The sequence below is a fragment of the Butyricimonas muris genome (assembly GCF_046365375.1).
Taxonomy (GTDB): domain Bacteria; phylum Bacteroidota; class Bacteroidia; order Bacteroidales; family Marinifilaceae; genus Butyricimonas; species Butyricimonas muris.
The window spans coordinates 210,651-230,626 of the sequence record NZ_JBKEIT010000007.1; the positions used below are offsets into that span (position 1 = coordinate 210,651).

General features: G+C 47.3%; 12 protein-coding genes. All 12 read left to right on the forward strand.

Annotated elements, in window-relative coordinates; translation table 11 throughout:
• Positions 1 to 26: 26 nt before the first annotated feature.
• Positions 27 to 791, forward strand: a complete 765-nt coding sequence (locus tag ACK8P8_RS13265) for a DUF4843 domain-containing protein (protein ID WP_303181237.1) — start codon at positions 27 to 29, stop codon at positions 789 to 791.
• A gap of 17 nt (positions 792 to 808) precedes the next feature.
• The gene (locus tag ACK8P8_RS13270) at positions 809 to 2,479 is read left to right on the forward strand and encodes a PKD-like family lipoprotein (protein ID WP_303181239.1); all 1,671 of its coding nucleotides are present in this window, start codon (positions 809 to 811) and stop codon (positions 2,477 to 2,479) included.
• A 25-nt stretch (positions 2,480 to 2,504) separates the two neighbouring features.
• Positions 2,505 to 3,425: an ABC transporter ATP-binding protein gene (locus tag ACK8P8_RS13275; RefSeq protein WP_369859713.1), complete on the forward strand. Its 921-nt coding sequence runs from the start codon at positions 2,505 to 2,507 to the stop codon at positions 3,423 to 3,425.
• A gap of 25 nt (positions 3,426 to 3,450) precedes the next feature.
• Positions 3,451 to 5,814, forward strand: coding sequence for a Gldg family protein (locus tag ACK8P8_RS13280; RefSeq protein ID WP_369859714.1), 2,364 nt, complete (start codon positions 3,451 to 3,453; stop codon positions 5,812 to 5,814).
• Positions 5,815 to 5,837: 23 nt separating this feature from the next.
• The gene (locus tag ACK8P8_RS13285; protein ID WP_369859713.1) at positions 5,838 to 6,758 is read left to right on the forward strand and encodes an ABC transporter ATP-binding protein; all 921 of its coding nucleotides are present in this window, start codon (positions 5,838 to 5,840) and stop codon (positions 6,756 to 6,758) included.
• 25 nt (positions 6,759 to 6,783) lie between these two features.
• On the forward strand, positions 6,784 to 9,147 hold the full coding sequence (locus ACK8P8_RS13290; RefSeq protein ID WP_410025971.1) for a Gldg family protein: 2,364 nt from the start codon (positions 6,784 to 6,786) through the stop codon (positions 9,145 to 9,147).
• 145 nt (positions 9,148 to 9,292) lie between these two features.
• On the forward strand, positions 9,293 to 9,442 hold the full coding sequence (locus tag ACK8P8_RS13295; protein WP_369859716.1) for a hypothetical protein: 150 nt from the start codon (positions 9,293 to 9,295) through the stop codon (positions 9,440 to 9,442).
• A gap of 47 nt (positions 9,443 to 9,489) precedes the next feature.
• The gene (locus ACK8P8_RS13300) at positions 9,490 to 9,753 is read left to right on the forward strand and encodes an immunoglobulin domain-containing protein (RefSeq protein ID WP_410025984.1); all 264 of its coding nucleotides are present in this window, start codon (positions 9,490 to 9,492) and stop codon (positions 9,751 to 9,753) included.
• A gap of 152 nt (positions 9,754 to 9,905) precedes the next feature.
• Positions 9,906 to 13,226, forward strand: a complete 3,321-nt coding sequence (locus tag ACK8P8_RS13305) for a golvesin C-terminal-like domain-containing protein (RefSeq protein WP_369859718.1) — start codon at positions 9,906 to 9,908, stop codon at positions 13,224 to 13,226.
• Between the two features lie 13 nt (positions 13,227 to 13,239).
• Entirely contained in the window at positions 13,240 to 15,918 is a 2,679-nt protein-coding gene (locus ACK8P8_RS13310; protein WP_369859719.1) for a MutS-related protein, read from the forward strand.
• 31 nt (positions 15,919 to 15,949) lie between these two features.
• On the forward strand, positions 15,950 to 19,258 hold the full coding sequence (locus ACK8P8_RS13315; protein ID WP_369859720.1) for a golvesin C-terminal-like domain-containing protein: 3,309 nt from the start codon (positions 15,950 to 15,952) through the stop codon (positions 19,256 to 19,258).
• A 93-nt stretch (positions 19,259 to 19,351) separates the two neighbouring features.
• Entirely contained in the window at positions 19,352 to 19,912 is a 561-nt protein-coding gene (locus ACK8P8_RS13320; protein WP_227215822.1) for an RNA polymerase sigma-70 factor, read from the forward strand.
• Positions 19,913 to 19,976 lie beyond the last annotated feature (64 nt).

Below are 19,976 nucleotides of genomic sequence, written 5' to 3' on the forward strand. Positions count from 1 at the left end.
TTAGTTGAACCCGATAAAAAGATGTTATGAAAAGAGGTATATATTTTATATTCGTTGTGTTTGTGTTGTTAGCCGTTGCTTGCAACAAGGATGACATCAGCGTTTTTAACGGAAAGCACCAAATTTATTTCGATAAATTTTACATGAATGCCCTCTCTCCGGGGACCGAGCAAGCAGACACGACTCGGGCGTCCTTTTTCTTTTACCCGGACGGGACGAAATCTATTCAGGTGAAATTGGCGGTACAATTATCCGGAACAATGTTGACTTCGGATTTGCATTTCGGGTTGAAGGCGATCACGGATGACGGTACGGCCCAGGCAGAAGAATATGCGCTGGAGGAACAATACACCTTTCATGCGCGGCCTGTGGTTGAAGGCGACAAGGAGATCCGGGATACGATAACGGTGACGTTGCACAGATCGGATCGTTTGGTGGCAATGGGTGAGGAGGGAATTCGTTTGGTCGTGGAACTTGTCCCGAATGAAGCGGTAGAGCTTGGACAATATGAACGTCGTCGGGCAGTGATCGTGTGGACAAACGTGGAGACGAAACCCGAGTGGTGGGATTATGAGGTGCAGTATGCTCTATTAGGAGAGTATTCTTACGAGAAGTATAAATTGTTCTTGGAGGTTGTGGAAGGTGCTAACGAGTTTGACGGAGAGATGATAAAAGAGAGTCCGGCAAAAGCGATCGATATGGTGAATCGGTTCAAGAAATGGTTGAACGAGCATTTGGACGATCCGGTTGACGGAGAAAAATACCGACGTATTTTGGATTCATTGATTTAACGTTAAAATGAAATAGTATGAGAAATAGTATAATATTATTAGGAGTCTTCATGTTGGGCTTTTTAACAAGTTGTTTTGATGATGAAGGGAATTATGATTACAAGAACGTCGATGAACCGATTTGGACGGAAAGTGCCATCACGATGTATGCACGTGCAGGGGAGATAACGAAGTTTCGAGGAAGTCCCTATTTTGCTTGGAGAGTGGATTCTTTGCAGCGGGCATCAGAAGTGACTTACGAATGGAAGTTGGAGGACGAAGTATTGAGTCATGAGGCTGATTTCGAGATATCTACCGATGAGATAATCAAACGGATTGGTATGGTGAAGTTTGACGGGAAAGGGAAAAACGGAACTTTTTCGATTATTGAAAAAAATACCGGTGTTACTTTTGTGTTGCCGATATACGTGACTATCACCCCCTCGAATGCCTCGGCAGATTGGTTCGTGTTGTCGGAAAACGGAGGAAATTCTAAACTCTCCTTTATCAAGCGTGTTGCGGATGCCGGTATTTGGAATTATGAGTTGAGAGATAATGTCTATTTCGAGATGAATGGTGAAGAGCTTGTTGGGACTCCTAAATTTATGAGTTACGCTAATGGGGCAACGAATATCGGGGCGATGGGTTCGATTACGGTAGTATCTTCTTCAGGAATGTACGAGATCAATTGTGAGAATTTCATGAAGGTGGGGAATTTGGAAGAGCTGTCGTTTGTCGGAAATATTATGGATCGATATGATGTATATTCTATAGGAGGCGATTTCGGTTTACAGACATTCGTGAGAGATGAGAAAGGGGCGTTGTATCGTCGGATGATGAGTAAAAATAATTTGGCGGGAGAATTCGGACAGGAACCAATGGTTCTAGACGCCAAAGGGTACGAGATTTCATTGATCGGGCGTGCGTCCATGGCGTTTAAATCCATTCCGTGTTATGATGTGTTGAACAGAAGGGTGGTTTCTATTATGTTCACGAAGAGTGGAAGTTTGAAATATGAAGAGTGGTTCCCCGGTTGGGGACAGTGGGTTGAAGATGGTGAGCAATTCCAAATAGCCAAGTTGGCATCCACAAAATCTACGGCAAGCGTGGAAATTAGTGGGTGTGCCGAGGTGTGGGATATGCCGGTCGGTACGAAACCTTTGTATCTTTGGTATGTACAGGATGCAGGGCATCCTATGATGGGTGGAGAATATCCGGTTTTTGGTATGATTTATAATGATGCCTCCGGTAAAACTTGGTGGACTGAGTTTGCCACGGATGCGAAGACCGGAGAGGTGAAAAACGGTGCGGAAAATAGACTCATGGAGTTTCCTGTGGGAAATTTGCAGGAAGGAACTGTTTTCTTGACAAGATTGGGAACACGGCTTGAAGTAGATAAGCAACGTTACGTATTGTATAGTAAAGGAAATGAGATCCGTTACATTGATCGTAATTTAGGATTTACAGACCACCCTTTTATCACGTTGAAGGACCCGAATGACAGAGTTACTTATATGGCTTGGGGTGCGTATGAGAACTATGTTAGATTGTTTGTGGGTACGGAAATGGGGAATTTTATCGTGTATGATACACCGTATGGAGAGCCGTTGTCGCCTAATCCTAAGGAGATCTGTACGTTGAATGTCGGTGGTAAAGTAGTTTCTTTCAAAGAATTGAATAACCAAGATTCTTATATAGATCAATACTAATGTTTGTATAAATTATTCATATTGTATGTCAGAATCAATTGTAAAAATAGAACATTTATCTCATCGTTACAGTGTGCAGTGGGCGATACGGGATATTGATTTCGAGATAACCAAGAACGGGATTTATGGATTGCTCGGCTCCAACGGGGCCGGGAAATCCACAACCATGAATATCATGTGCGGTGTGTTGAAGCAGACGGAGGGTGACGTTTACATCAAGGGAATCAGTATGAGCAAAAACCCGGTGGAAGCGAAACGTCATATCGGTTTTTTACCGCAGGTGCCTCCCCTGCACCCGGATTTGACGGTGGAGGAGTACCTTGAATATTGCGCCGAGTTACGTCATATTCCTTCGGGCGAGGTGAAGTCCGCCATTGGTGAAGCGATGGAGCGTTGCGGTATCACTCATTTTGCCAAACGTGTGCTTCATAACCTGTCGGGCGGTTACCAGCAGCGAGTGGGTATCGCGCAGGCTATTATTCACAAGCCAGAGCTGGTGGTTTTCGACGAGCCGACGAACGGTTTAGACCCGAACCAGATCGTGGAGGTGCGTCACTTGATCAAGGAGATCGCCCGCGAGCGGACGGTGATCCTCTCGACGCATATCTTGCCGGAGGTGCAGGCGACTTGCGACTACATCCGGATGATCGAGCAAGGGGCGTTGGTTTTCTCCGGTACGGTGCATGAATTTGACAACTATATCCAGCCAAGCACGTTGCTGGTTTCGCTGGCGGCGGTGCCGCTGGTGGAAGATATCCAGTCGCTCCCGGGTATAGCCCGGGTGGAGGAGTTGGGCGGTCCGAGGTTCCGTGTTCACTTCACGGACTCACGTGAGGCAATGGACCGTATCGTGGAGGCGAGTTTCACGCGTGGTTGGCAGTTGACTGAGTTGCAACAGGAGAAGAGTTCTTTGGATACGATTTTTGCCGAGTTGTCCAGGAAGTAACGTTAATTTTTTATTTACAGTAGAGATGAAGATTATATTCAAGATAGCAAAAACGGAATTGCGGGACTTGTTTTACTCCCCGATAGCATGGTTGATTTTAATCATATTCACGTTTCAGACGGGGATGTTGTTTGCCGATACGATTTCGCAGATTGTGGCAACTCAGAGCAAGGGGTATAGCGGTTTGTACCGGACGTTGGGGATTTTTGGCGGTCAACGGGGTTTGTTCGTGGCAGTACAATCTTACCTGTACCTTTACATCCCGTTGTTGACGATGGGATTGATGAGCCGGGAGTTAGGGAGCGGCTCCATTAAGTTGTTGTATTCCTCTCCGGTCACGAACGTTCAGATTATTCTAGGAAAGTATTGTGCTATGCTGGCTTACGGGTTGGTGTTGACCGGAGTGTTGTTGGTTTACTCCATTTACGGGATATGTACGATTGAAAACGTGGATATACCCTTTATTCTGACGGGACTCCTCGGGTGTTACCTGTTGTTGTGTGCATACGTGGCGGTGGGTTTGTTCATGTCAAGTTTAACACCTTACCAGATCGTGGCAGCGGTGGGCACGTTGGCGATTCTTGCCGTGTTTACTTACGTGAAAGGGATGTGGCAGGCAGTGCCTTTTGTTCGGGAAATCACTTACTGGTTCGGTATGACGGGGCGCTCGGATAATTTCATGAACGGAATGATTTGTAGCGAGGATGTGCTTTATTTCGTGGTAGTGGTGCTTTTGTTCTTGTTGATGACGATTATCCGTTTACAGAGTAGACGGCAGAAGGTGAGTTTCTTGACCACGGTCGGTAGATATCTCGGGGTGTGGGGTATCGCTGTGGTGTTGGCTTTTGTTTCTTCCCGTCCGGCATTCAAAGGGTATTATGATGCGACGCATACGAAAATGAATACATTGACGCCTAACAGTCAGGAAATTATCAGTCAATTGAAAGGCGGTTTGACGATTACCACTTACGTGAACATTCTTGACGAAAACAATTGGGTGGGTTTCCCTGAAAATTATAATGAAGACATACGTCTTTTCGAGCAATACACTCGTTTTAAGCCGGAGATCAAGATGAAATACGTGCTCTATTATGACACGGTGAAAAACGATCTTCTGGAACAGGCATACCCGGGAATGACTTACGAGGAGAAAGCAAGGAAAGTGATAGAGCGGCAGAAATTGAACCCACGGAAGATTTTAACGCCGGAAAAGATTCGGGAACGAATTGATTTGAGAACGACGGAGGGGAATCGTACGGTGCGTTTATTGGAACGCGAATCGGGAGAGAAAACTTTCTTGAGACTTTATAATGATGCTACAATTCATCCCACGGAATCGGAGATCTCGGCAGCATTGAAGCGTATGGTGATGACGGATTTGCCCACGATTGGGTTCCTAACTGGTCACGGGGAACGTGAAACGGACCGTCCGGGAGATCGGAATTATTGTATGTTCACGCATTTGCCTATGTTGCGGCAATCGCTGGTGAACCAGGGATTCGATTATCAGGACGTGACGCTGGACCGGGAGATTCCGGCGGATATCAATATCTTGGTTATCGCCGAGATGAGGGAGGCAATGACGGAAGCGGAGAAAGTTAATTTTGATAAGTATGTTGCCCGGGGGGGGAATCTCGTGGTTATCGGGGAACCGGGTCGCCAAGAGGTGATGAATCCGGTGCTTGCCTCGTTCGGGGTGAAGTTGGTGGATGGTTTTTTGATTCAGCCGGAAGAGGAGACGGAACCGCAAGAGATACAAGCAGATAATATGGACCTTGGACCTTTTGCCGGTTTTACAGCCCCGAAGCAACCGATCGACTTGATTCTTTCTAAGCCGACCAAGGAGGCTCAGAAGTTGTCCTACTATTTTTCTTACATGATACCCCATTATGTTGCGGTGATGCCCACTGCTGCCGGTTTGGAGTACTCGACGGATAAGGGTTTCGACGTGATTCCGTTGTTCATGTCAGACTCCACTTGCTGGAACGAGTTGGAATACACGGATATCGTGGATAAAGAGATCGTGTATAACCCTGCTGTCGGGGAAGTGCAGAAATCGTACCCGTTGGCTTTGGCGTTATCTCGTAAAATGGGTGCTCGGGAACAGAAGATTGTTGTTCTTGGAGATGCGGATTGTTTGAGTGATGGCGAGTTGACCCGTAACCGGAAACCATTGTGGGTTGCTAATTACACGATTATTCAAGCTAGTTTCTTTTGGTTATCGGACTATAAGGTACCGATTGATGTGAGACGTCCGGCTGCTGCTGATCGGAGGATAAACGTGAGTCCCGCTGGAGCCGAGATACTGAATTATACCTTGATAGGGGGGCTCCCGGGATTATTGTTTATCCTTTATATGTTCATTTGGTTGAGAAGAAGAGGTCGGTAAAATTTGTAAATTAATCATATTGTATGTCAGAATCAATTGTAAAAATAGAACATTTATCTCATCGTTACAGTGTGCAGTGGGCGATACGGGATATTGATTTCGAGATAACCAAGAACGGGATTTATGGATTGCTCGGCTCCAACGGGGCCGGGAAATCCACAACCATGAATATCATGTGCGGTGTGTTGAAGCAGACGGAGGGTGACGTTTACATCAAGGGAATCAGTATGAGCAAAAACCCGGTGGAAGCGAAACGTCATATCGGTTTTTTACCGCAGGTGCCTCCCCTGCACCCGGATTTGACGGTGGAGGAGTACCTTGAATATTGCGCCGAGTTACGTCATATTCCTTCGGGCGAGGTGAAGTCCGCCATTGGTGAAGCGATGGAGCGTTGCGGTATCACTCATTTTGCCAAACGTGTGCTTCATAACCTGTCGGGCGGTTACCAGCAGCGAGTGGGTATCGCGCAGGCTATTATTCACAAGCCAGAGCTGGTGGTTTTCGACGAGCCGACGAACGGTTTAGACCCGAACCAGATCGTGGAGGTGCGTCACTTGATCAAGGAGATCGCCCGCGAGCGGACGGTGATCCTCTCGACGCATATCTTGCCGGAGGTGCAGGCGACTTGCGACTACATCCGGATGATCGAGCAAGGGGCGTTGGTTTTCTCCGGTACGGTGCATGAATTTGACAACTATATCCAGCCAAGCACGTTGCTGGTTTCGCTGGCGGCGGTGCCGCTGGTGGAAGATATCCAGTCGCTCCCGGGTATAGCCCGGGTGGAGGAGTTGGGCGGTCCGAGGTTCCGTGTTCACTTCACGGACTCACGTGAGGCAATGGACCGTATCGTGGAGGCGAGTTTCACGCGTGGTTGGCAGTTGACTGAGTTGCAACAGGAGAAGAGTTCTTTGGATACGATTTTTGCCGAGTTGTCCAGGAAGTAACGTTAATTTTTTATTTACAGTAGAGATGAAGATTATATTCAAGATAGCAAAAACGGAATTGCGGGACTTGTTTTACTCCCCGATAGCATGGTTGATTTTAATCATATTCACGTTTCAGACGGGGATGTTGTTTGCCGATACGATTTCGCAGATTGTGGCAACTCAGAGCAAGGGGTATAGCGGTTTGTACCGGACGTTGGGGATTTTTGGCGGTCAACGGGGTTTGTTCGTGGCAGTACAATCTTACCTGTACCTTTATATCCCGTTGTTGACGATGGGATTGATGAGCCGGGAGTTGGGGAGTGGTTCCATTAAGTTGTTGTATTCCTCTCCGGTCACGAATGCCCAGATTATTTTGGGTAAATATTGCGCCATGCTGGTCTATGGGTTGGTATTGATGGGTGTGTTGCTCGTTTATGGTATTTACGGTATGTTCACGATTGAGGGAGTGGATGTTCCGGTAATCTTGACGGGTATCCTCGGTTGTTACTTGTTGTTGTGCGCGTACGTGGCGGTAGGTTTGTTCATGTCGAGCCTGACTTCTTACCAGATCGTGGCGGCTGTGGGGACACTGGCGGTACTTGCCGTGTTGACTTACGTGAAAGGTTTATGGCAGACGGTGCCTTTTGTTCGGGAAATCACTTATTGGTTTGGAATGACGGGACGGTCGGATAATTTCATGAACGGAATGATTTGCAGCGAGGATGTGCTTTACTTCGTGGTGGTGGTGCTTTTGTTCCTGTTGATGACGATCATTCGTTTGCAGGGCAGACGACAGAAGGTGGGTTTCTTGACCTCGGTCGGTAAATATCTCGGGGTGTGGGGACTTGCCGTGGTGTTGGCTTTCGTTTCTTCCCGCCCGGTATTCAAGTATTATTATGATGCGACTCACACGAAGAAAAATACGTTGACGCCTAATAGTCAGGAGATTATTAATCAGTTGAAAGGTGGTTTGACGATTACTACCTATGCGAATATCCTTGATGCGAACGGTTGGGTGGCTTATCCTGCGAATTACAATTCAGATATGCGTCTTTTCGAGCAATATATCCGTTTCAAGCCGGGAATCAAGATGAAATATGTGCTCTATTATGATACGGTGAAAAATGATCATCTCGAGAGGGCTTATCCGGGCTTAAGTTACAAGGAAAAAGCGGAAAAGGTTATCGAGGAGAAAAAATTGAACCCGAAAAAGATTTTGTCACCGCAAGAGATTCGGCAGATTGTAGACTTGAGAACGACGGAGGGGAATCGTACGGTGCGTTTATTGGAACGCGAATCGGGAGAGAAAACATTTTTGAGATTTTATGATGACCATATGCGTGATCCTTACGAACCGGAGATTTCGGCGGCGTTGAAACGTTTGGTAATGGAGTTACCCACTATCGGGTTCCTTACCGGTCACGGAGAGCGTGAAACGGACCGTCCGGGAGATCGGAATTATTGTATGTTCACTCATTTACCCTCGTTGCGTCCGGCATTGGTGAATCAAGGATTTGATTACAAGGAGGTGACATTGGAGAAGGAGATTCCTGCGGACATCAATATCTTGGTTATCGCCGAGATGAGAGAACCTATGACGGAGGTGGAGAAGGTTAATTTTGACAAGTATGTTGCCCGCGGGGGGAACTTGATGATTGTCGGGGAACCAGGGCGTCAAGGAGTGATGAGTCCGGTGCTTGCCCCGTTCGGGGTGCGCCTGGTGGATGGTTTCCTGATCCAGCCGGAAAAGCAGAAAGACCCGGAAGAGGAGAAACGCAATAATCGTAACCTCGGTCCGTTTGCCGGTTTCGTGGCACCGAAGTTGCCAATAGATGTGCTTATTTCACAACCGACTTTGGAGGCAGAGGCGTTGTCGTACCCTTTTGGTGACTTAAAGCCTCGTGGTTACGTGGTGGCGATGCCTACGGCTGCCGGTTTGGAGTACTCGACGGACAAGGGCTTTAAAGTGATCCCGTTGCTCATGTCGGATTCAACCTGCTGGAACGAGGTGGAGCACACGGATATCGTGGACCAAGAGATTGTGTGTAATCCTGCTGCCGGGGAGGTGCAGAAGTCTTACCCGCTGGCGTTAGCGTTATCCCGTAAAGTAGGTGACCGGGAGCAGAAAGTTGTGATTCTCGGAGATGCCGATTGCTTGAGTGACGGGGAGTTGACCCGCGGTCGGAGTCCTTATATGGCGGCTAATTACGGGATCGTTCAGGGGAGTTTCTTCTGGATGTCGGATGGAGAGGTGCCGATCGACGTGAGACGCCCAACAGCCCGGGATAATTGGGTGAACGTGAGTGATACGGGTTCCGTGATCTTGGATTACGCCTTGATGGGCGGCTTCCCGGGATTGCTCTTTATTATTTATATGTTGATTTGGTTGAGGAGAAGAGGTAGGTAATATTGTTTTTGAGTTGTTATTGAAAGTTGCGGTCAGGTAGTGGGGAAGGTTACTCGCTGTCTGACCGAGCTTTTTTAGAGGGAGAGTAATGAAAGTTTATGATTGTAATATGATGCTTGATGTTAAACATTTAAATTTTAGAGTTATGAAAAAGATGATGATGTTTTTAGTGATGTCGATATTCTTTTTGATGGGAGGAGTATCTGATGGTGTGGCACAAAAAAAAGAAAGTAAATCAGAAGTAAGCGTGGTTATGACACCAAACTCGATATTAGCGCAAGTGGGGCAACTGTGAATATAACGTTTTATCTTGATGGATTAGATACTAATTATCAGCTTTATGTGTTTTTTAAAAATCCTGAAGGACAACTGGAAATGCTTGCGTCCGTTGATTCGGATGGAGATGTCCATTATCAAGATTCTTCTTTTGGAGATCGAATACATGTTAGTTATGGTAAAAATTATTACAGTGGTGTGATAACAATTTTTCAAACTAAGAAGGAAGATTCTGGGGTATATTATGTTGGACTATTTCAAAATGAAACGTTATATTATCCTGTTGTCGGTACACGATTAACCGTAAGTGGAGAAATCCCTATAAATTAATAGATTGTTAAATGAATCCTTGTTTTATATTGACTGATGTGAAGGATTCTCTTTTATGAGATTTTTTACGTGCTCGTAAAAAGAGTTTGACCACTTTTATTTTATTGGATTATTTTTTGGAGGGGAGAGAAGTTTAATTTAATACAGATGTTATGAAAGATTTACGGGAAATGATATGTATTGTTATATATGAAATGAAACAGCAACTTCGGAGTTGGGTTTTCCGGGTGTTTGCCTTGTTGTCGTTGGTAGGTATCGTGGCGTGTCACGTGTATTGGCAAGGGGAGGGAAATTGCGTGAACTGGAAGGTGGTGGCGTTGCCTTGCTCGATGCCGTTGATGAACGCTTACCTTTGGGGGGGCGTGCAATCGTTGTTTCTCGTTGTGATGATGTCCGGCATCCCGGGTCGGGTAAACCGGACGGGGGCGGTGGAGGCGATACAGGTGCGCCCGTTTCATAACGATTCGTATTACCGTGGAGTGGTTGCCGGGAACTTCTTGCTGTTTTTGTTGTTGAACGTGGTCGTGATACTCTTTTCGGTGGTGCTGGTGAATTGGACGAGCCTGGCTCCCGTGGGGTGGAAGTATTACCTATTTTACTTGTTGACGTTGAATATCCCGGCGTGGGTGTTCGTGGCTGGGCTGACGCTGTGGTTGGGCGGCGTGGTGCGTTCCCGTTGGCTGGCGATAGCGATTCCCGTGATCTGGTGGTTGGGGAGTATCTTCGTGTTGCCCTATTGGCAGCACGGGACGTTAGATTACCTTGCCAGTGGGGTGCCCAACCTGTTCTCGGAAGTGACGGGTCATTTGAACCCGGGGCGTTACGCGTTGCACCGGTTGGCATACCTGTTCGTGGGTATGGGGTTATTGGTGTGGAGTGCAAACCTGATGAGGCGGATTCCGAACTGCCCGGGCAGGCGTAAGGGACACGTGTCGGTCGGGGTGTTGCTCGTGGTGGCGGGAGTGTTGTGCGGGGGGATGCTGGAGTATACTTATTACCGGGACCGTCAGTCCCGGGAGTCGTGGCGGGATAGTTTTGTCCGGAATTGGGAGGAGCGTACTTGCCGGGTGAGCCGTCACGCAATTACAGTGGAACAATCTGGGAACACGTTGGCTATGCAGAGCGATATGACGGTTTATAACCCGGGGCGGGAGCAGTTGGAGCGGATTGTTCTTTTCCTGAACCCGGGATTGCGGGTGACGGGATTGAGCACGGGAGACGGGATGCTTGAATACCGGCGGGAGGGGCAGGTGTTGTCTATCGCTCGAGCGTTGGGGGCTGGCGATTCCTTGCGACTTCGGATGGAGTACTCGGGGCATATCGATGACCGTTTTTGTGACTTGCACTTGCGGGACTCGCTTTACGAGGACGCTTTCTATCATGACCGGTTCTACGCGACGGGCAGGCAGGGTGCTTTCGTGGAGGATGATTTGTTGGTGTTGACACCGGCGAGCGTATGGTACCCGGTGGCGATTCCGCCGGTGAATCCCTTGATGCCGATAGCGACGGGGCGTGATTTTACTCGTTTCCATTTGGAGGTACGTCATCCCCGGCAGCGAGAGGTGATCTCGCAGGGAGTGCCCGTGAAGGGAAAAGAGAGTGTAGTTTTCGAGAACCGGAAGGTGTTGCACGGGATTTCCTTGTGCGGGGTGAACGAGCGACGTTACGAGATACCGACGGACATGTCGTTGAATTTGCAGTTGAACTCACCGAGTTGGGGAAGTGTATTCGAGAAGAGATACTCGACCATGAGCCGGGAGGATTTTATTGCCACGTGGACGTGGACTTCCCAATCCAATAGGTATGGTCTATGGAAAAATTGTTTGTCTAAAAATTGGTATACCCCAGAGGTACCTTACCTGTATTTGTTTGAGGTGCCCGTCTCTTTCCGGTTAGACAACCATACCGGAAAGACCGAAAGCGGGTTGGTGGAACCGGGAATGGTCTTCTTGCGGGAACGTGGGTTTGATATGAGTATCGGACCCATAATGAATGACAAGGAAATGTGGTATATGGATACTTTGTTCGGGGTTACCAATGTTTTATATGATAATATATTCGGTTCTTCCCGTACCCCGTCCAATAGTCATCCTTTATTGGGAATCGGAAAGAACAATTCGAAAACTACGAGGGACTTGATAAAGAATGATCATAATGGAAAATCTTTGGATGAAGTGCAGAGGGTTTGGGTGCATTCTTCCAAATATCCTTTTATGGGTAAAATATGGAATGATTTCTTTTTAGAAGATTTGGAATCATCGCTTGGGGTGCCTGATTTGTTGGGTATTTCGTTTGTCAAAAAGCAAAGTGATTTTTTTGTTGGACGCTCTTTGGTCGAGCTTTTGGCGAATAACGAAAAATTCGAGTTACGGGAAAAGTTGAATGATTTGTGGTATCGTTTGACGTTGAAGATTCCCAAGGATGAATTGCGTCAAAGTTTGGATAGCTTATACGATTATAGCGAGGGAGAAGTGGATTATGATTCCTTGATGCGGAAGTGGGCGAAGCGTTGGAACACGGATGTGGAGGGGATTATTGCGGATTGGCTAACCACGAAGCATAGACAATATTTCAAAGTGAAGGATGCCGTGTGTTATTTTGACAAAGATTTCAGACGTTATAAATGCGAGGGAAAAATCATGAATGCCGGAAAGGATGGTGGGATTGTTTCCATAGAATATGGTTCTTTTATAAAGATACAAAGTAGCAATTGTTATTTGAATCCCGGGGAGGCGAAGGCTTTCACATTGGTGACAAACGAATCTATCACGAGTATTAACACTATTTTGGCTGCTAATCGTCCGACATCATTCAATTTTCAAAGGGAAAATATTGAAAATTCGGTATCTTGGGAATTCGGGGAAGAGTGGCGCACGATACCCGTGTCGGAGTTCTTGGAAGGGGAAAACCCGAACGAGTTTATCGTGGATGACTCGGACACGGGCTTTCGTTTAAAGGAAGGTTCTCGCTCGTGGCTTCAACAATGTCGGGAGACTTCGCCTCCGCTTGTTAAGAATTCTCAAATGGGCGATATGGATCGGCGTTGGAAACGGGTGATAGATGTTAACGCATGTGGCGATTCGATCCGGGGGTATCATTATATTATTGGTGGTTCTGGGAAGTCGACAGCAACGTGGCGGTTGAATATTCCAGAGGCGGGACGTTACCGGGTGATGGTTAGGGTGTACAAGGCATTCACGAAGAAGTGGGTTAGAAATCAGGACGAAAAAAGACCGTCTGTAAATGGGGTTATTTATTATTATACGGTGGCTGCTGGAGGGCAAGAGCGGGAAGTGGAAATTAATCTGGATTATTGTTTATCCGGAACCAAGGAGTTTTCTGCTTGGACTTCGCTTGGGGAATTTGATTTCCCGGCGGGTGAGGCCAGCGTGACGCTTTCAGATAAAGAGGTGCGTAGGCGTGAAGAGGTGGCAATTGTGGCTGATGCGGTGAAATGGGTGAAATTGGATTGATAAATTTGATATTATGGCATTTGTAACGGACCAACAGACATTAGATGATCTCGGAATTTTTGGGAAAGGGGGCAGATCCTCGGTGTATGATTTGTTTAAAGCAAGAACCCGGGGTGGGGCTTTGGTATTGAAAGATATGTTTTGTTATCCGTTGGCGGATGCTCAGAAAATTAATAGACGCGGAGCCGTGATCCGTTATTTTCAAGAGCGGGAGATCGAGTTTCCGTTTATGCCGGAGTGGTTTAATGCTTTCGAGTATTATTTGGGTAATCAGGATAGGCGTACACGGTTGGCGGCGGAGAAGAATACCTTGGAGTGTAAGATGCGTAAGTTTTCGAGGCGCGAGAGAGAGTACGCGTTGTTGCAGAAGGGGGTACTTGCCGGGATTCGTGTCGTGAAGGGAGCGGAGAAGTTGTTGCAATCGGTAGCGAAAAAACGGGTACCGGATGAGTACAGGGAAGAGTATGAACAGATGTCGGAGATATTGAGGGAGCCGAATTTGGCGTGGGCTTTGTCGTTGAAAAATCCCAAAAAGTTGTCATACTCTCAGATGGTCGATTATGACTCTCGTTTTAGGTTCGATGGAAATGAGCAATGTAAGAAATTGCTTCGTTATCTGCATGAGATAGACGTTTATATTTCTGTTGCCGAGGTGGCACGGAAGCGGGGATTTGTTTTTGGGCGAGCCTTGGAACCGGAGGCGAACGAGTTGCACGCGGAGGGTATGTATCATCCTTTGCTTGAGGGTGCCGTGGGAAACACGCTGAATGTGGACGGGAATAGCAATATGATTTTCCTGACGGGGGCAAATATGGCGGGAAAATCGACGTTGATGAAGGCTTTTTCCATTACCCTGTTTTTGGCGCATATGGGTTTTCCGTTACCGGTGTCGCGAATGGAGTTCAGTGTCCGGAACGGGATATACACGACAATTAATTTACCGGATAATTTAGACTTGGGCTATAGTCATTTTTATGCCGAAGTATTGCGGGTGAGAAAGGTGGCGGAGCAGGTCCGGCGATTGGGGAATTTGATTGTGGTTTTTGACGAGTTGTTCCGGGGAACGAATGTTAAAGATGCTCATGATGCGACGGTCGCTGTTGCTGGAGCTTTTGCCGCGAGAAGGGATTGTATGTTTTTAATCTCGACTCATATAATCGAGGCGGGAGAGGTGTTGCGGGAGAGGAATGTTAACGTGAATTTCGTGTATCTCCCTACAATGGAGAAGGATGGAAGGCTGGTTTATCCTTACACGTTGGAGCGAGGAATCTCGAATGACAGGTACGGGATGGCGATTATAGAAAAGGAGGGGATAGTGGAGATGTTGAAAGTCAAACGGGAGTGCGGGAAGGCGCAAGAAGAGTTCGTGGTAGATAAACAGACTTTGGCGGATTTGCATATCCTCGGGAAATTTAAAGACCGCTCGATATTCAACCTGTTTAATCATACTTGTACACGAGGTGGGGAGCAGGTTTTGGAACGTATGTTTCAACATCCTTTGACAGATGCGAATGCAATAAATGAACGGGGGAAGGTGTTTGAGTTTTTCAAAGAATCAGGAGTGGCGTTTCCGTTTACTAGGGAATTGGTGGATAGGGTGGAGCGCTATCTGGGGATACAGGTTTCCGCTATACGCGGAATAGCGTATTTGAAAGTTTGTTGTTTGAAGCTTTTTCGTTGTGTGGCGAAAGAGAAGGTGTATGATATGATTTATGCGGGGATTGTGGATACTGTAGAGTTGTTGCGGGTGTGTGTGGAGTTTAACGCTTTGTTGGATAAAGGTGACGGGGATTCGGTTTATAACAGGGTGATACGGGAAACGAGGGGGATTGTGGAGAATAAGTTGTTGCGTCCGTTACTCGGGAAACGAGGAAATGGAGGGTTTTCTATGTCGGAGGTTGCCCGTTACGATTATTTGTTGCGTCGTGTTTGCCGGAAAGAGTTAAGGCGTTTGCTGGAGATTATTTATTACACGGACGTGTATGTTGCCGTGGCGACTGTAGCGAAAAAGATGAGGTTTGTCAGGGCTGTGGCGTATGGTAAGGAAGAAGGGGTGAATCGAATTGACGTGAAAGGTTTTTCTCACCCGTTGATGGTGGGAGCTGTGGGCAATTCTATTCGGATAGACCACGAGCGCAACGTGTCGTTCCTGACCGGGGCGAATATGGCGGGAAAGTCGACACTTATGAAAGCATTTGGAGTGGCTGTTTACTTGGCGCATATAGGTTTTCCCGTGGCGGCGGAAGTGATGGAGTTCTCGGTACAGGACGGGTTGTACTCTTCGATAAACGTGTCGGATCATTTGAATTTGGGGTACAGTCATTTTTATGCCGAAGTGGCACGGGTGAAGCGTGTTGCGGAGGAGGTGTGTGCAGGGAAAAATCTGGTAATTATTTTTGACGAGTTGTTCAAGGGTACGAATGTGAAAGATGCTTATGATGCGACAGTGGCTGTGATAACGGCTTTTGGAAGTAGCCGAAATTGTTCTTACATGGTTTCCACGCATATTACGGAGGCGGGATTTACGTTGGCAGAAAAGAGTGAGCATTTTAGGTTTGTGTGTTTGCCGACTGTGATGAAAGGAAAGATACCCACGTATACCTACCGGTTGGAAGAGGGGATTTCGAATGATAGGCTTGGGATGATGATTGTTGAAAACGAGCGGGTGGTGGAGATTATAACGGGAAAATGAATGTGAAGTAATTGATGTAATACGGATGTTTATGGAAAGTTTGCGGGAAATGATATGTATCGTTAGGTATGAAATGAAACAACAACTTCGGAGTTGGGTTTTTCGGGTGTTTGCTTTGTTGGTGTTGGTAGGTATTGTGGTGTGTCACGTGTACTGGCAAGGGGAGGGGAATTGTGTGAACTGGAGGGCGGTGGCATTGCCTTGCTCGATGCCGTTGATGAACGCTTATCTTTTTAGCGTGGTGCAATCATTGTTTTTAATCGTGATGATGGCGGAAGCTTCCCGTAGAATGAGGCGATTGGCAGGAAGGGAGGTATTTCAAACACGGCCTTATGATAACGTAACGTATTATTGGGGAGTGCTAGTGGGGAACTTCCTGCTCTTTTTGCTGTTGAATGTCATCGTGATTCTCGTGTCGGTGTTGACCGTGAACTTGACGAGTTTCGCTCCCGTGGGGTGTAAGTATTACTTGTTTTACCTGTTGACGTTAAATATCCCGGTGTGGGTGTTCGTGGCGGGAATGACATTGTGGCTCGGGAATGTGGTGAAGTGGCATTGGGGGAGTATCGTGTTGCCCGTGTGCTGGTGGTTGGGGTGTATTCTGGTGTTGCCTTATTGGCAGCACGGGACGTTGGATTACACGGGATGCGGGGTGCCGACTCTTTTTTCCGAGATGGTGGGACATTTGAACCCGGGGCGTTATGCCTTGCACCGGTTGATTTATCTTTTGAGCGGGATGGGATTGTTGGCGTGGAGCGTGAGCGGGATGAAGCGATTACCGAACCGGCATGGCACGGGGCGAGTGTATATGTTATTCGGTATAATGTTGGTCGTTGTTGGCGTGGGGTGTGGAGTGGTTCTGGAGTGTGGTTTTTACCGGGATCGTTTGTTCCGCTCGGGGTGTCGGGAGGCTTTCGTGCGGCATTGGGATGAAACGACTTGCCGGGTAAAGAAACACGCCATCGTGCTGGAGCAAGAGGGGAAGGAGTTGAGTGTACAAAGTGATATGGTTGTGGTTAACCGGAATCGAGAGGCATTGCAACAAATTACACTCTTCTTGAACCCGGGATTGGATGTCACGGGGGTGCAAGTGGACGGGAAGAGTGCGGAGTGGCATCGGGACTGGCAAGTGTTGACAATTGCGAGCGGTTTGGAAGCGGGGGATTCGGCGAGAGTAGAGGTGGATTACGGGGGACGGGTAGATGATAGGTTCTGCGATATACACTTGACGGATGTCGTTTACGAGGATGCTTTGGGTGGGGATCATTTTTTTGCCCAAGGGCGCACGGGGGCTTTCGTGGAGGAGAGTCTATTATTGTTGACGCCAGCCGTCGTGTGGTATCCCGTGGCTTTGCCGCCGGTGAACCCGTTGATGCCGTTGGCGACGGGACGGGATTTCACCCGTTTTCGCTTGGTTGTCAAGCATCCTTTGCAGCGGGTGGTGATTTCACAAGGTAAGTCGCTGAAACAAGAGGAGAGTATTGTATTCATGTGTGAAGAAGCGGGTATGTCCGGAATTTCCATTTGTGGGGCAAATTATGTATCTCATGTGATTCCGATGGATGAGCAATTTGGACTCCAGGTGAATGCCGTGAGCGAGCAAGATGAGATAGTGAAAAGAGTCACGGGGATTGATAAAAAGCCTTGGATCGCTTTATGGAATGACACGTTGGTCGGTTATAACGAGTGGAAAAAGAACGCTACAACGAGTTGGTATTACGAGAGTGAGCCTTACTTGTACCTGTTGGAGGTGCCGGTTTCGTTTCGCTTGGACGCTCATGCGGGGAAAACGGAAAGCGGATTGGTGGAGCCCGGCATGATTTTTTGGCGGGAGAGAGGGTTTGATATGGATATCATTCATATATTGGAGGGGAAAAAAGTGGTGGGTGATGTTTGGAAACTTGACGGGAGGGTAGAGGAGCTGGTGAGATGGTATCGTGCGATATTTACTTCACGGGAAACGGGATGGGATAGTCATCCTTTCTGGGGAATTGGAGGGGAAAAGGTACATAGAGAGAATGATCATGTCGGGATAACCGTGTGGGACGAGGAACCTATTCGGGTGTATTGTAAAAAATATCCTTTCATGGGTAAGATGTTCGATAAATTGGTCCGGAGTTATTCGAGTTCTGCCCAAGGATTACCTTGGGAGGCATTGGGTGACACAAAGGAGTATTTGGATGATTTTATCGGGCGGTCGTTGTTGGAGATTGTGGCAGATGGAAAAGAATTGAATAATTTAGTTGAGAAAGAGCAAGATTTATGGATGCGGTTGATGATGAAAATCCCGATGCGAGAGTTGCGGGCAAGTTTGGATAGTTTGTATGATTACGGGGAGGGAGAGGTGGCTTATGATGATTTGATGCGAGGGTGGCAAGAGCGTTGGGGGGTAGATGTCGTTGGTATCATAGAGGATTGGATCACGACAACGCATGAGCAATATTTTAAGGTGAAAGATGCGGTGATTTATAAGGAACCGGGAACTCAATATCGCAGAGCGGAAGCAAAGATATTGAATGCAGGGAGAAGCGGAGGGTATGTCATCGTGGAGTACGGGGCTTTTAATAATGTCCAGCGTAGTATTTGTTACATAGAGGCGGGGGAAGCGAAAGTCTTCACGTTGGTGACCGATAAGGACGTGGTGAGTATCAATACCGGGTTGTCGGCAAATCGTCCTGCCATTTTTAACTTTAAAAAAGATCAGTCGGGGAAATGGGATGATGCTTGGAAGTTGGGAGAGGAGTGGCGCACGATACCCGTGTCGGAATTTATGGAAAGGGAGGACACTGGCGAGGTGGTGGACGATCAAGACAAGGGCTTTGAGTTGCGGGATGGCAATCTCACTTGGCTTCAGCGCATGAGAAAGGAGAAACCGATGCTTGTGTCCAGCACGCAGAGGGGAGGGGATGCCACGCATTGGAAACGGGTGATTAATGTCGAAGCGTATGGAGATTCGATACGCGGTTATCATTACATTGCTGGAGGCAAGGGTAAATCGTCCGCCACGTGGCGGACAAATATCCCGGAGGAGGGGCGTTACCGGGTGCTGGCCAAGGTCTACAAGGCGTTCACGAGGATGTGGTCTGGCGACGAGAAAATTCCGCCACTTGATGGAATCATTTATTATTACACGCTCTCCTTTGCTGGGCAACGGCAGGAGGTGGAGGTGAATTTGGACGTGGAGTTGCCTGGAAGGTTCGATAGTTCACGCTGGGTTTCCCTCGGGGAGTATGATTTGCCGGAGGGAGAGATGAGCGTGACGCTTTCGGATAAGGAGATTTGCGGACGAGATGAAATAGCTATCGTGGCGGATGCCGTGAAATTTATAAGGTTAGAGTAGGTATTTTCGATTTTTTTAATCCGTTTATCCGAAATAAATTTTTATTTCTCCTCCGGCAGTCATATCTTTGTTGAAAATTCTGCTGGTGTGGAAATGAATGGTGTCGAATATGATTTTGTTCGTCGGATTAACGAAAAGGAGGAACGGGCGTTTCATGAGATGTTCATGAAATTCCGGTCTTATCTTGTCATGTTTGCCATGCGTCGGGTGGGACAGCAGGAGGTGGCAGAGGATATTGTGCAGGAAGTTTTTATTTCGGTGTGGGAGGGTAAGAAAACGTATAATTCTTATCATGGTTTCAAGGCTTATCTTTATGATCTGGTGCAAAACAGATGTTTCAATTATTTGAAACACAAGCAGGTGGAGGATAGATACTTGTCTTACGCTAAACAGGTAGGGGAAGAGGCAGAAGAGAGTTATAATTTGCTTCAAGAGGAAGTGTATCGTGAATTGTACATTGCCATTCGTGCGTTACCCGAGAAGTGTCGTGCGGTTTTTGAGTTACATCTGGAAGGGAAAAAGAACGAGGAGATTGCCGAAGTCTTGGGTATATCTGTTCTAACAGTCAAGTCCCATAAGCAAAATGCCCTTCGTTGCTTGAAAGAGTACATGGGGAATTTATTCCTTTTTTATATGTTTATGCGAGAGATTTGATTTATTCCTAAAAAATTTTGAATTTCTTTTGCTACTTTTTATACCTCTTGTTGTATATGGGGTA

What these genes read in the sequence shown, in the direction of transcription:
- ACK8P8_RS13265 (WP_303181237.1), top strand. Translation starts at nt 27, where the DNA reads ATGAAAAGAGGTATATATTTTATATTCGTTGTGTTTGTGTTGTTAGCC.
- ACK8P8_RS13270 (WP_303181239.1), top strand. Translation starts at nt 809, where the DNA reads ATGAGAAATAGTATAATATTATTAGGAGTCTTCATGTTGGGCTTTTTA.
- ACK8P8_RS13275 (WP_369859713.1), top strand. Translation starts at nt 2,505, where the DNA reads ATGTCAGAATCAATTGTAAAAATAGAACATTTATCTCATCGTTACAGT.
- ACK8P8_RS13280 (WP_369859714.1), top strand. Translation starts at nt 3,451, where the DNA reads ATGAAGATTATATTCAAGATAGCAAAAACGGAATTGCGGGACTTGTTT.
- ACK8P8_RS13285 (WP_369859713.1), top strand. Translation starts at nt 5,838, where the DNA reads ATGTCAGAATCAATTGTAAAAATAGAACATTTATCTCATCGTTACAGT.
- ACK8P8_RS13290 (WP_410025971.1), top strand. Translation starts at nt 6,784, where the DNA reads ATGAAGATTATATTCAAGATAGCAAAAACGGAATTGCGGGACTTGTTT.
- ACK8P8_RS13295 (WP_369859716.1), top strand. Translation starts at nt 9,293, where the DNA reads ATGAAAAAGATGATGATGTTTTTAGTGATGTCGATATTCTTTTTGATG.
- ACK8P8_RS13305 (WP_369859718.1), top strand. Translation starts at nt 9,906, where the DNA reads ATGAAAGATTTACGGGAAATGATATGTATTGTTATATATGAAATGAAA.
- ACK8P8_RS13310 (WP_369859719.1), top strand. Translation starts at nt 13,240, where the DNA reads ATGGCATTTGTAACGGACCAACAGACATTAGATGATCTCGGAATTTTT.
- ACK8P8_RS13315 (WP_369859720.1), top strand. Translation starts at nt 15,950, where the DNA reads ATGGAAAGTTTGCGGGAAATGATATGTATCGTTAGGTATGAAATGAAA.
- ACK8P8_RS13320 (WP_227215822.1), top strand. Translation starts at nt 19,352, where the DNA reads ATGAATGGTGTCGAATATGATTTTGTTCGTCGGATTAACGAAAAGGAG.